Source organism: Turicibacter sp. GALT-G1, from assembly GCF_025594995.1.
In the GTDB taxonomy this organism is placed as follows: Bacteria; Bacillota_I; Bacilli_A; order MOL361; family Turicibacteraceae; genus Turicibacter; species Turicibacter bilis.
The window spans coordinates 112336-125342 of sequence record NZ_JAMQUS010000001.1 but is presented as its reverse complement, the minus strand read 5'-3'; the positions used below and the strand labels follow the sequence as shown (position 1 = coordinate 125342).

At 35.5% G+C, this 13007-nt stretch carries 12 protein-coding genes; 11 read left to right on the top strand and 1 reads right to left on the bottom strand.

Annotation, left to right across the window (positions count from 1 at the left end; translation table 11 throughout):
• The first annotated feature begins 203 nt into the window (after positions 1-203).
• The 9 genes from NEH74_RS00540 to NEH74_RS00500 all read left to right on the top strand — a co-directional run bounded on the left by NEH74_RS00540 (position 204) and on the right by NEH74_RS00500 (position 10976).
• Positions 204-1628: a S41 family peptidase gene (locus tag NEH74_RS00540; RefSeq protein ID WP_262940891.1), complete on the top strand. Its 1425-nt coding sequence runs from the start codon at positions 204-206 to the stop codon at positions 1626-1628.
• Positions 1629-1822: 194 nt separating this feature from the next.
• Entirely contained in the window at positions 1823-3796 is a 1974-nt protein-coding gene (uvrB, locus tag NEH74_RS00535) for an excinuclease ABC subunit UvrB (RefSeq protein ID WP_262940889.1), read from the top strand.
• 62 nt (positions 3797-3858) lie between these two features.
• Positions 3859-5052 carry an L-serine ammonia-lyase, iron-sulfur-dependent, subunit alpha gene (locus NEH74_RS00530; RefSeq protein ID WP_262940888.1) on the top strand — a complete coding sequence of 398 codons (1194 nt, stop codon included), beginning with the start codon at positions 3859-3861 and terminating at the stop codon, positions 5050-5052.
• A 79-nt stretch (positions 5053-5131) separates the two neighbouring features.
• Positions 5132-5944, top strand: coding sequence for a hypothetical protein (locus NEH74_RS00525; protein WP_055305990.1), 813 nt, complete (start codon positions 5132-5134; stop codon positions 5942-5944).
• A gap of 126 nt (positions 5945-6070) precedes the next feature.
• Positions 6071-7450 carry a 23S rRNA (uracil(1939)-C(5))-methyltransferase RlmD gene (rlmD, locus tag NEH74_RS00520; RefSeq protein WP_262940887.1) on the top strand — a complete coding sequence of 460 codons (1380 nt, stop codon included), beginning with the start codon at positions 6071-6073 and terminating at the stop codon, positions 7448-7450.
• A gap of 597 nt (positions 7451-8047) precedes the next feature.
• On the top strand, positions 8048-8707 hold the full coding sequence (locus NEH74_RS00515; RefSeq protein WP_212724169.1) for an amino acid ABC transporter permease: 660 nt from the start codon (positions 8048-8050) through the stop codon (positions 8705-8707).
• Positions 8688-9365, top strand: a complete 678-nt coding sequence (locus tag NEH74_RS00510) for an amino acid ABC transporter permease (RefSeq protein WP_212724168.1) — start codon at positions 8688-8690, stop codon at positions 9363-9365. Before NEH74_RS00515 ends, NEH74_RS00510 begins: the two co-directional genes overlap by 20 nt.
• 9 nt (positions 9366-9374) lie before the next feature.
• Positions 9375-10115, top strand: coding sequence for an amino acid ABC transporter ATP-binding protein (locus NEH74_RS00505; RefSeq protein ID WP_317453093.1), 741 nt, complete (start codon positions 9375-9377; stop codon positions 10113-10115).
• A 15-nt stretch (positions 10116-10130) separates the two neighbouring features.
• Positions 10131-10976: a cysteine ABC transporter substrate-binding protein gene (locus tag NEH74_RS00500; protein ID WP_212723970.1), complete on the top strand. Its 846-nt coding sequence runs from the start codon at positions 10131-10133 to the stop codon at positions 10974-10976.
• A gap of 124 nt (positions 10977-11100) precedes the next feature.
• Here NEH74_RS00500 and NEH74_RS00495 read toward each other — a convergent pair whose 3' ends face one another.
• Positions 11101-11337 carry a hypothetical protein gene (locus NEH74_RS00495; protein WP_055305712.1) on the bottom strand — a complete coding sequence of 79 codons (237 nt, stop codon included), beginning with the start codon at positions 11335-11337 and terminating at the stop codon, positions 11101-11103.
• Positions 11338-11573: 236 nt separating this feature from the next.
• Here NEH74_RS00495 and NEH74_RS00490 point away from each other — a divergent pair, with 236 nt between their 5' ends.
• Complete coding sequence (locus NEH74_RS00490; protein ID WP_212725699.1) at positions 11574-12425, top strand: DegV family protein; 852 nt, start codon at positions 11574-11576, stop codon at positions 12423-12425.
• Positions 12426-12441: 16 nt separating this feature from the next.
• The gene (locus tag NEH74_RS00485; protein WP_212725698.1) at positions 12442-12969 is read left to right on the top strand and encodes a DUF1836 domain-containing protein; all 528 of its coding nucleotides are present in this window, start codon (positions 12442-12444) and stop codon (positions 12967-12969) included.
• The last annotated feature ends 38 nt before the right edge of the window (positions 12970-13007 follow it).

The following is a 13007-nucleotide window of genomic DNA, read 5'->3' as shown; positions in this document are numbered from 1 at the left end:
ATTATCTCCTACTCGATTGTTTATGAAATTAAGTCATTATATCAAATAACCACAATATAAACTAATTTATTCCATTTTATAATCATGACAAAGAAAATAAAAATTGATAAAATAGAGATAATCCTATAAAGTCTACATTTTTTGGTATCGTTAGGAAATGATATAAAGGGTATAGAAGATATTCAATTAAAAGGAGTGATTGCATGAAGCGTAAGAGAGTATTGCAACTTGTGGGAAGCTTTTGTTTAGGAGCTGTTGTTACATTATTACTATCTTTAGTATTTCCAGCTAAAAATCCAGCTCAAACTATTGTTTCACCAGCTAATTATGGGGAGACAGCTTCAATTAATCAAGTGTATGAAGCATTAAAGACATATCATTATTTTTATGAAGGTGACAGCCAATCTTTAATTGATGGAGCTATTTCAGGAATGATTGATGCTTTAGGCGATCCTCATTCAACATATTTTACAATGACAGACTATGAAAATTTTGTTGAGCACTTAGAAGAGACTTATTCAGGGATTGGATGCGAAGTAACGAATGTTAATGGGTATACAATGATTGTATCGCCATTTCCTGATTCACCGGCAGATGAAGCTGGAATTTTAGCAAATGATTTAGTCGTTGAGGTGGATGGAGAAAATGTAGTCGGTCAAAATTTACAAGAGGTAACGAGTAAAATTAAAGGTCCTGTTGGATCAACAGTAATCCTCGGAATTCAACGCAACGATAATCCTGAGTTAATTTCTATTGAAGTGACAAGACAAGCGATTGATCAAGAAACGGTTAAATCAGAATTAATTCCAGCTGGGGAAGACTTAATTGGATATCTTCAAATTTCAACTTTTGGAGAAAATACGGCGAATGAATTTAAGCAAGCGATTGAAGCTTTAGAAGAACAAGGAATGACTTCTTTAATCGTCGATTTAAGAAATAATTCAGGTGGTTATTTAACAAGTGTAGTCGAGATGGTTGATTATATCCTTCCACCTGATCAAGTGATTACAACAATTGAATCTCGTGATGGTAGCGGAACAACATACAAAACAACAAGTGAAGGAAAAGATTATCCTGTTGTGACGTTAATTAATGAAGGTAGTGCTTCAGCTTCAGAAATTTTTGCTGCTGCGATGAAAGAGGCTGGCAAATATGATGTCATTGGAACGACATCTTATGGAAAAGGAACTGTCCAAGTTTCGATGCCATTAGATGATCATTCTTCTTTAAAAATTACAACTCAAGTGTGGAAGACACCAAATGGAAATTGGATTAATGAAGAAGGGGTAACACCAACGATTGAGGTAGAAGCACCAGAATTTTATTACTATTATCAAGTTTATTTAACAGACGGAGCACCACTTGAATTTGACATGGTAGATACAGCTATTAAAAATGCTCAAAATATTTTAAAAACATTAGGTTATAACGTTGGAAGAACCGATGGATACTTTGATGAATCAACCGTGTCAGCTGTGAAAGAATTCCAAGTGGATCATAGTATTGAAGCAACGGGTATAATTGATAATAAAACAGCGAGCGAATTAACATTAGCATTACGAGAAAAAATTCGTGATAAGCAGTACGATACTCAACTTCAAAAAGCAATTGGTATGTTGCAGCAATAATAAAAATAGGAAGATTTAGAATCTTCCTATTTTTATTATGATGAATTCTTTAAGAATGGTTAATAGTAAGTGAGGAATAGGGTCCTTTAGCGCAAGTCTTATTGTTTAAAATGGCAAGAAAAAGGCCAGCGGTTAAGTAGATAGCGATGAATTTTTAGATATGATATAATGGATTTAATGTGAGGTGACATTTAATGACAAATGGTAAGTTTCAGATTGTTTCTAAGTATGCGCCTTCAGGTGATCAACCAAAGGCGATTGATGAATTAGTTCATAATATAAATAATGGTGTTAAAGAGCAAGTTTTATTAGGAGCAACAGGGACAGGGAAAACATTCACGATTGCTAATGTTGTTCAAGCAGTGAATAAGCCAACCTTAGTCTTAGCCCATAATAAAACGTTAGCGGGACAATTGTATAGTGAGTTAAAAGAGTTTTTCCCAAATAATGCGGTTGAATATTTTGTCAGTTACTATGATTATTATCAACCTGAAGCGTACGTCCCATCATCGGATACGTTTATTGAAAAAGATGCAAAGACGAATGATGAAATTGATAAGTTACGTCACTCAGCCACTGCAGCACTTCTTGAGCGTAATGATGTGATTGTCGTGGCTTCTGTTTCATGTATTTACGGGATTGGGGATCCAGAAGAATATAAAAAGATGATGGTTTCTATTCGTGTTGGAATGGAGATGGAAAGAAATGATTTATTAAATGAGTTAGTTCGTATTCAATATCAACGTAACGACATTGATTTCCATCGTGGGACATTCCGTGTACGAGGAGATATTGTCGAAATCTTACCGATTGCCACAGAAAAGAATGCAATTCGCATAGAGTTCTTTGGTGAGGAAGTTGATCGTATTCGTGAGATTGATACGTTAACTGGTGAAGTGTTAAGTGAACGTAAACACGTCGTTATTTTCCCAGCCTCTCACTTCGTAACAGGTGAAGAACGGATGAAAATTGCCCTTAAAAATATCGAGGATGAGTTAGAGGAGCAGGTTAAATACTTTGAGTCAGAAGGTAAATTATTAGAGGCTCAACGTATTGAACAACGTACACGCTATGATTTAGAAATGATGGCAGAAATGGGATTCTGTTCAGGTGTCGAGAATTATTCAGGACCACTTTCTTTACGTGAGCGTGGAGCAACGCCATACTGTTTACTTGATTTCTTCCCAGATGACTGGTTATTAGTCGCGGATGAATCACACGTGACGCTTCCACAGGTAAGAGGAATGTATAACGGGGACCGTGCCCGAAAAGAAACACTTGTCAATCATGGATTCCGTTTGCCTTCAGCTTTAGATAACCGCCCACTACAATTCAGTGAGTTTGAAGACAAAATTTATCAGGCCATTTATGTATCAGCAACGCCAGGTGATTACGAATTAGAACGTACTGATCAAGTGATTGAGCAAATTATTCGTCCAACGGGATTACTTGACCCAGTGATCGAGTTACATCCAAGTCGTGGACAAATTGATCACTTAGTCGGTGAAATTTATAAACGTATCGAGAAAAACGAGCGTGTCTTAATTACGACTTTAACGATTAAGATGTCAGAAGAATTAACGAATTATTTAAAAGAATTAGGGATTAAAGTAGCTTATTTACATTCTGAGATTAAGACGCTAGAACGTATCGAAATTATTCGTGATTTACGTGTGGGAACGTATGATGTTTTAGTTGGAATCAACTTATTACGTGAGGGATTAGATATTCCAGAAGTTTCACTGGTTGCTATTTTAGATGCAGATAAAGAAGGGTTCTTACGTAGTGATCGTTCACTTATCCAGACCATTGGTCGTGCGGCTCGTAATGCAGAAGGACGTGTTATTTTATATGCAGATAAAGTAACTGGATCGATGCAACGTGCAATTGATGAAACAGCTCGTCGTCGTGAAATTCAGGAGAAATATAATGAAGAGCATGATATTATCCCAATGACTGTTCGTAAAGATGTGCGAGATGTGATCCGTGCAACTGAAGTGGTTGAAAAAGAGGCGAAGTATGATAAGAAAATGTCTCGTAAAGATAAAGAAAAGTTAATGCAAAAACTTGAAAATGAAATGAAGGAAGCGGCAAAAGCGCTTGACTTTGAAACAGCAGCAACACTTCGTGATGCAATGCTTGAATTAAAAATTGAGTTAGGCTTATAATAGAGTTAATAGGAAGATAAATGTGGCAATGAGTCACTAAAGATAAGGAATGAGATAAATCTATGGAAAGTTTACGTGAGTTATATAAAGTAGGAAATGGCCCATCTAGTTCACATACGATGGGACCTGCTCGTGCAGCAAAAGTATTTATGGGACGTTATCCTGAAGCGACGTCTTATGAGGCCGTATTATATGGAAGTTTAGCTGCAACAGGTGAGGGACATTTAACGGATTATATTATTATTAAGACAATGGATCCAAAGCCAGTGAAGATTACATGGCGTCCAGAAGATTTCCGTCCCTTCCATCCAAATGCAATGCAGTTCATTGCTTATAATGAAGCTAATGAAGAAATCGGAACATGGACGGTTTATTCAGTAGGTGGAGGGTCAATTATTGAAGAAGGCCAAGCTCGCGATGAGGTTGAGAGTGTTTACCCAAATACAACGATGAATGACGTATTAGACGTATGCAAAGAAAAGAACTGGACATTAGCTGATTATGTTTATGCTTATGAAGCAGATATTAAACCTTATTTAGAAGAGATTTTAGCAGTGATGCGTGAAAGTTTAATGAATGGATTAGTTGCAGAAGGAACGTTACCAGGAAAGTTAAATTATCCACGCCGTGCGAAACAATTCTTTGAACAAGCAAAAGCAAATCCAGAAGATTTATCTATTTTAATTTATGCGTATGCTTTAGCAGTTTCAGAGCAAAATGCGTGTGGAGATGTGGTAGTTACGGCTCCAACGTGTGGAGCTTCAGGTGTTTTACCAGGTGTTTTATTTGCTTTACAAGAACGTGAAGGATATAGTGATGAGCAATTGGTTGACGCGTTAGCTGTGGCAGGACTTGTAGGGGATTTAATCAAAACAAATGCCTCTATCTCAGGTGCAGAAGTTGGATGTCAAGGTGAAGTGGGATCGGCTTGTTCAATGGCAGCGGCAGCTGTCGCATTCTTAAAAGGAGCATCTAATTTACATTGTGAATATTCAGCAGAAATCGGGCTTGAACATCATTTAGGAATGACATGTGACCCTGTATATGGATATGTGCAAGTACCATGTATTGAACGTAATGCTGTTGCAGCAAAACGTGCGTATGATGCTGCAAAATATGCGATGTTAACAGATGGGTATCATACGATTACATTAGATCAAGTGATGCAAACGATGAAAGAAACGGGGCATGATTTAATGGCAAAATATCGTGAAACAGCTCAAGGCGGGCTTGCGAAACATTTTGCAGAATGCTAATGGACTAGGATTTATGAGGTTTTAATGGTATAATAGAGGATATTTAAAGTGAATGAATAACAGTAAAGGAAGTGACTGTATGGCAAATGAAGAAGCTAAGAAACCAAGCAAAAAACGTAATGTAACGAAAAAGCAAGTTGTTTTATATAGCTATATCGGAGTTTTGGCAGTTGTAACGGTCTTATTCGGTTATAATGTTTTAAAATATTTTTACTTAGATCCTCTAAAGGTTGCGGGGCAGCCGATTTACGGTTATCGTACCGAGAACTTGCAACCTATTACTGATTCGATGATTTCTAACGCTGAACAAGTAGGTGCAAGCCAATCAGGTGTAAAAGAAATAAAAGTGACGGTTCAAGGACCAGTTGTCTATTTTGATGTACGCGTTAATGATGGAGTTGATGTGGAGAAGGCACGTGCTGCCGCCGAAGCAGCAGCAACTGAGTTTTTAGCACAAGCAGGGGATGTTGCTAATGGTTACACTGTACAACTTGTTGTTTCATCAGGTGATATTAAAACATTAGTGGAGACAAATCGTGAAGAGGAATTAGCTTATTATAAAGAACATCGTCTTGATATTGTAGAAAGAATTGTCGCGCAAGCAGAGAAATATCCAACTGCAAAAAATATTGAGCGTGCTCAAAATAATATTAATGTCATGCCGAAGGACTATAATGAAAAGACTGGTCAGTATGAAGCACGATATCCTGAGGAGAAAGCAGCATTTCAAGCACGTATCGATGCTTTAACACCATTAACAGCTGAGGAAGAAGAAGAATTAGGTGAAATTCCGTATTTAGAGGTGGATCAATCGATTAAACCAACAAATATTTCACCTTATCCATGCTGGGGTGCTTACGATACAACAACAGAAACATTTGAATGGCAATAAAGGACGGGGAGACTAATAGTCTCCCTCTTCTTATGAAGAATTAAAATAGAAGTCTCAGTAATTGTTAGACTTTAATACTATAACTAAAAATTTAAAAATACTTTTTGTATATATAGGTGATAAATGATGGCGAAGAAAGTAGTACCAGTTCAAAAGAATGAATATTATGATGTGAAAATTGAAAGTTTAACACACGATGGATTAGGTGTAGCGCGTGTGGATGGATTCCCAATTTTCGTATCAAATGCGCTAGTTGGCGAAGAGATTAATATGAAAGTGACACTTGTTAAAAAGACATACGCGTTCGGACGCGCCGTTGATTATTTTGTGACAAGTCCTGAACGTGTGGAGCCAGCATGTGGTATTTATAAACAATGTGGTGGTTGCCAAGTTCAACATTTAAGTTATGAAGGACAGCTTCAAATGAAGCATGATACGGTAGTTAACCAATTAAAACGTATTGGACATATTGAAGATGCAAATGTATTACCGACAATAGGAATGAAAGATCCAAGTCGTTACCGTAATAAAACACAAGTACCATTTGGTTATGCTAATGGTGAAGTAGTAGCGGGATTTTATCAAAAACGTAGTCATGAGATTACAAATATGAAATCTTGTTTAATTCAAACGGATATTTCAGACCAAATTGTGGATACCATGCGTGAGTTATGTCGTGATTTAAATATTGATCCTTATAATGAGTCATTAAATTTAGGGGTGTTACGCCATGTTATTGTTCGTGTTGGATTCAAGACAGGCGAAATCATGGTAACACTTGTTACTCGTACAAAAACTATTCCAAACATTGATACTGTGATTGAAACTTTAATCAACAAGTATCCACAAATTAAGAGTATTGCTCAGAACATCAATCCAAAAGTAACAAATGTTATTTTCGGAGATGAAACAAAGATTTTATATGGAGAGCCATATATTTATGATGAAATGAATGGAATTCGATTTGCGATTTCACCACGTTCATTCTATCAAGTAAATCCAGTACAAACTGAAACGTTATATTCAAAAGCAGTAGAATTTGCAGGATTAACAGGAAATGAAGTCGTATTCGATGCCTATTGTGGAATTGGAACAATCACGTTATTTTTAGCACAACATGCTAAAGAAGTTTATGGCGTTGAGATTATTCCTGAAGCGATTGAAGATGCGAAGATGAATGCAAAGTTGAATGGCTTTGATAATGCGCAATTCGCCGTTGGAAAATCAGAAGATGTAATTCCAATGTGGATTGAAAATGGTATTATTCCAGATGTCATCGTTGTCGATCCACCTCGTAAAGGATGCGATAAAACATTACTTGATACTATGTTAGAAGCGAAACCAAAACGTATCGTTTATGTATCATGTGATTCATCAACATTAGCTCGTGACTTAAAAATCTTAATCGAAGGTGGATATAATCTAGAAGTCGTTCAGCCAGTCGATATGTTCCCACAAACAGCTCATGTCGAGGTCGTGACTATGCTTACACGTAAAGACGTGTAAGCATTAGCCCGACCCGATGCAATAGCTTCACCACGAAGTCGAGCAAGGTGATGGGTGAGTGGACTGAAGCCACTTGCGCAAGACAGTATTTGAGTTAGATTTTGTAATATGTAATTAGCGCCACCCAATGCAGCAGCGTCACTGCGAAAATGAAATTTGAGCAGATGAAGCCACCTGCGCGAGACTGTAACGAGGCTTTTACGCATTAATAGAAAGTAACCAAAGTGCTATTTGAGATTTTAGTAGGACTATATGCAGACAAACTAAGAAAAGAAATGAGCTTATCAAGATAATAACTGATAATAAAAAAGTATTTTTTCTTAATGCTTGCTACCACCGATGCAAGGGTTCATCAACAAATCCTGTGTGAAATGGATATCCTCCATTTATAACTGTGGAAGCATTAAATGGTAAGTAGATGATATAGAAAAAGCGTTGATTCTTTTAAGATTCAACGCTTTTTTAATTTTTTAGTAAAAAATTAGCATTAAATACATTTTTATGTTGTTAATAAATTTTGAATGGAATTTTTTGTCTAAATGATTCATATGATTATTATCAGATACATCTAAATTATTTTCATTGAGGAGGGAGATAATGGATTTTGAGTTTATTAGGACGTATGCACCGATGTATGTAGAGGCTGCTAAGTTAACCATTAGTATTGCTTTTTTTGGAATTCTATTATCTACTTTTTGGGGATTTATTTGTTGTGTCATTCGATATTATAAGATTCCGGTTTTGAATAGAGTGATTGGTGTTTATATTGAGCTTTCAAGAAATACTCCTCTATTAATTCAGTTGTTTTTCTTATATTTCGGGTTGCCGAAGCTAGGAATCTTTTTAAGTTCTGAAGCATGCGGGGTATTAGGATTAACTTTTTTAGGTGGAAGTTATATGGCTGAGGCGTTTCGTAGTGGGCTTGAGGCTATTCCAATAAGTCAAACAGAATCAGGATTAAGTTTAGGATTAACAAAATGGCAAGTGTTACGATACATTGTTATTCCACAGGCAGCTGTTGTTTCTTTACCCGCTTTTACTGCCAATACAATCTTTTTAATTAAGGAAACATCTGTCTTTAGTGTTGTCGCACTTGCGGATTTAATGTATGTCGCTAAAGGATTAATCGGCTTATATTATAAAACAGATGAATCATTACTAATGTTAGTTGTTTCTTACTTACTGCTGTTATTACCGATTTCTCTAATTTTAAGCTTCATTGAAAGGAAGGTGCGCTATGCAGGAGTGGGGAATTAGTGTTTTATTTGAAGGAAGGAATTTTATTCGTTTATTAGAGGGGTTATGGGTTACGTTAGAAATCTCATTAATCTCGGTTTTAATTTCAGTGATTTTAGGAATTGGAATGGGAATTTTAATGAGTCTGAATTCTAGAATTATGAATCTTGTCTGTCGTATCTACTTAGAGAGCGTTCGAATTATTCCACAATTAGTGTTACTGTTTTTAGCTTATTTTGGCTTAAGTAAGTCGTTTGGAGTTAACTTATCAGGTGAGGTCGCTGCAGTTTTAGTTTTTTCTTTTTGGGGAATTGCAGAAATGGGAGACTTAGTACGTGGGGCATTAAGTTCTATTCCAAAACATCAATATGAAACAGGACTTGCGATTGGGTTAAGTAAGCGACAGCTTTATCAATATGTCATTATTCCTCAAACGATTCGAAGATTATTACCTCAGATGATTAATTTAGTGACACGTATGATTAAAACAACCTCGTTAATTGTACTAATCGGTGTTGTAGAAGTAGTAAAGGTGGGTCAACAAATTATTGAAGCTTCTCGGTTAACAGTGCCAAGTGCTGCTCTTTGGATTTATGGTGTTATCTTTCTTCTTTACTTTATCATCTGTTATCCAATTTCATTACTAGCGACGAAGTTAGAGAAGCGGTGGGAGGTGTAAAAAACGATTATGAGTGAAACGATATTAAAGTTAAACCATGTGACGAAAAGTTATGATCAAAATGTTATTTTTTCAGATTTATCATTAGAAGTAAAAAAAGGAGAAGTCGTTGTGATTTTAGGACCATCTGGTTGTGGAAAAAGTACCTTACTTCGATGCATTAATGGACTAGAAAAAATTCAAGAAGGAGATATCTTACTAGAGGATGAATGTATTAGTCATCAAAGTAAGCAAATGCCATTGATTAGACAGAAAATTGGCATGGTATTTCAAAGTTATGAATTGTTTCCACATCTGGATGTATTACATAACATTATCTTAGGCCCTACAAAAGCGCAAGGACGTGATAAAGCCGAAACCATTAAAGAAGCCGAAAGATTACTCGCTCGAGTGGGATTGCTTGATAAGAAAAACGCATATCCACGTCAATTATCTGGTGGGCAAAAACAACGGGTGGCTATCGTTCGTGCCCTTTGTATGAAGCCAGAAATTTTATTGTTTGATGAGGTGACAGCTGCCCTTGACCCAGAAATGGTTCGAGAAGTATTAGATGTGATTCTTTCCCTTGCTAAAGAAGGAAGTACGATGGTAATCGTCACACATGAAATGGAATTTGCCCGTGCGATTGCTGATCGAATTATCTTTTTAGATGAAGGGAAAATCATTGAAGAAGCAGATCCAGAAACATTTTTTACAAATCCAAAAACAAAAAGGGCAAAACAGTTTTTAAATCTATTTAAATTTGAATAGAAAGGATAGATGAAAATGAAAAAGTGTTTATTATGTTTGGTTACTTTATTGTTAACGTTAGGTGTTTTTACAGCGTGTCAAACTTCTTCATCGGATGATAGCCAATCAAAAGCAAGAACGGTTGAGGAAATTAAACAAAGTGGCAAAATTGTCATTGGCGTATTTAGTGATAAAAAACCATTTGGGTACGTTGATTCTAACGGAGATTATCAAGGGTATGATGTTTATTTTGGTAATCGTATCGCCAAAGACCTTGGGGTAGAAGTTGAATATGTACCAGTTGAAGCAGCGAGTCGTGTAGAGTATTTAGTTTCTAATAAAGTCGATATTATTTTAGCGAACTTTACAGTGACTGAAGAGCGAAAAGAAAAAGTAGATTTTACGCTTCCTTATATGAAAGTGGCTCTTGGTGTCGTTTCACCTGATAAGGCTTTAATTACAGATGTAGAAGATTTAAAAGGTAAAACGTTAATAGTATGTAAGGGAACAACAGCAGAGACATTTTTTACAGAAAATTATCCAGAAGTTAACTTGTTAAAATTTGATCAATACACCGAAGCTTATAATGCGTTATTAGATGGTCGTGGAGATGCGCTTTCTACGGATAATACAGAAGTATTAGCATGGGCCATTGAAAATGAGGGATTTAGTGTCGGAATTGAATCATTAGGAAATATTGATACGATTGCAGGAGCAGTTCAAAAAGGGAATCAAGATTTATTAGATTGGTTAAATAATGAAATTGTTGAACTCGGAAAAGAAAACTTCTTCCATGCCGATTATGAAGAAACATTAGCTCCAGTTTATGGGGAAGCAGCAGATGCGGATAATATTGTTGTAGAAAGCGGAGTTGTACAATAAAATTTTTGGTGAATAAGAAATGAGAATATTTATTTGATAACTTAGATAGTTAAGGAAGAACTAGATTGGTATTTTGAATGTGGTTGTCAATAAAATAAAAAACTGCTCAATTAAGAGCAGTTTTTTATTTTTCAGAAAAAGTAGCTGCGAATTCTTGTATAACATTGTGAACCTCATCGACATGGTTAGGTTTAATCAACATCGTAATTTTAGGAATGAATTCTCCAATATCAGCACGAGTAAATGTACCAGCCTCTTGTTTTTTGAAGTTTTCATTAATAAGTGCTTGTGCTTCATCTACTTTTCCATCTTGAACTCTTTTAAGGATATAATTTAAGAATTGCTCTTGTTTATTATTCATTGTTTGACCTCCTATCAAATATAGTATGTACGTTTGTTGCGAGAGTATTAAGCGATAGATGTAATTCAGGGGAACGATTTTAAATGATGACAAGCTTTCTTTATTTTTAGTGAGATGAACTATCAGGTTTATTTTTTCTTGATTGACAATGCAAACAAAAGGTGTTAATCTAAATTATATAGTATTAAAAACTAAGTTTATTAGAAATGTTAACTTTTATATATGGAGGGCTTAGTATGATTAAGATTGTGGCGGATTCATCAACGCTTTATTCAAGAGAAGAGGCAAAACAAAATGATTTAGATATTAGACCGTTATCGGTAACGATTAATAATAAAAGCTATAAAGAATTAGAGGAATTAACAACTGAAGGTTTAGTAGAAATGATTAATGAGGGGTATTTTCCAAGTTCATCTCAACCTTCAATTGGAGATGTCGTAGAGATGTATGAAAAATATCCTAATGAGGAGATTATTAATATTTCATTAGCGGATGGATTATCGGGAACGTATCAATCAGCATGTATGGCAAAATCAATGGTCGATCATGAAGAAAATATTACAGTTATCAATTCGAAGACGCTTTGTGGGCCACATCGTTATCTTGTAGATGTTGCTGTGAAATTAGTTGAAGCGGGTAAGACGAAGTCTGAAGTAGTAAGCGAAATTGAATCGCTAATAGAAACTTCTACTTCTTTCCTGATTCCGAAAGATTTTGATTATTTAGTTCGTGGTGGACGTTTATCCCCATTGGTTGGTCGCATTGGTGGTTTAGTAAAGTTAGTACCAGTCATGACATTATCTGAGGATAGTACACGTTTAGAGAAGTTTGCGACGAAACGTACATTCAAAAAAGCCATTCAAGCGATTTGTGATGATTTAATAGCGAAAGGCGTAAATGATGAATATAAGATTTATATTTCACATGCATGTGATGAAGAGTTGGCAATGGAGACAAAAGATATTATAATTAAAAATATAGGAAGTATTGAGACTGAGGTAATGCTGCTGACACCCGTTTTTACAGCACAAGGTGGTCCAGGATGTATTGCAGTTCAGGCTATTAAAAAACATGATATTTTAAAATAGAAAGTTAGGAAGAACTATGGATCATAAAGAAATGTTAGAGTTTCATTGCCCAAGATTTGATGAATTGCCAACGATTCCTTTGTACAAGGATCAGGTTATTTCGTATGTCGAAGATGTACTGAAACCATTAAATTTAAATCCAGAGGAAAAGTTATTAACACCAACAATGTTAAATAATTACGTCAAACAAAAGGTTGTATCTCCACCAGTCGGTCGTCGTTACACTGAAAAGCATTTAGCGTATTTGATTGTCGTTTGTTTATTTAAACAAGTTTATAGTTTAACAGAAGTTTGTGAAATGATTAAAATTCAGATGAATTTATATCCAACAAAGGAGGCTTATGACTTCTTCTGCGTTGAATTAGAGAAAGCCTTACAGTTTGTTTTTATTAATCGTGAATCCATTGAACCAAACTCAGCAAAGAATATTACATTTGAAACAGAAGTTTTACGCTCTGCTGTCATGTCTATTGCACATAAGTTATTTATTCAAAAATATTTACTCGATAAGAAAGAAGCAATACCTTCAAAAAAAAGCAAATAAAAGAAAATCTTCTTCTTATGAAGAATTAGTACTCGATC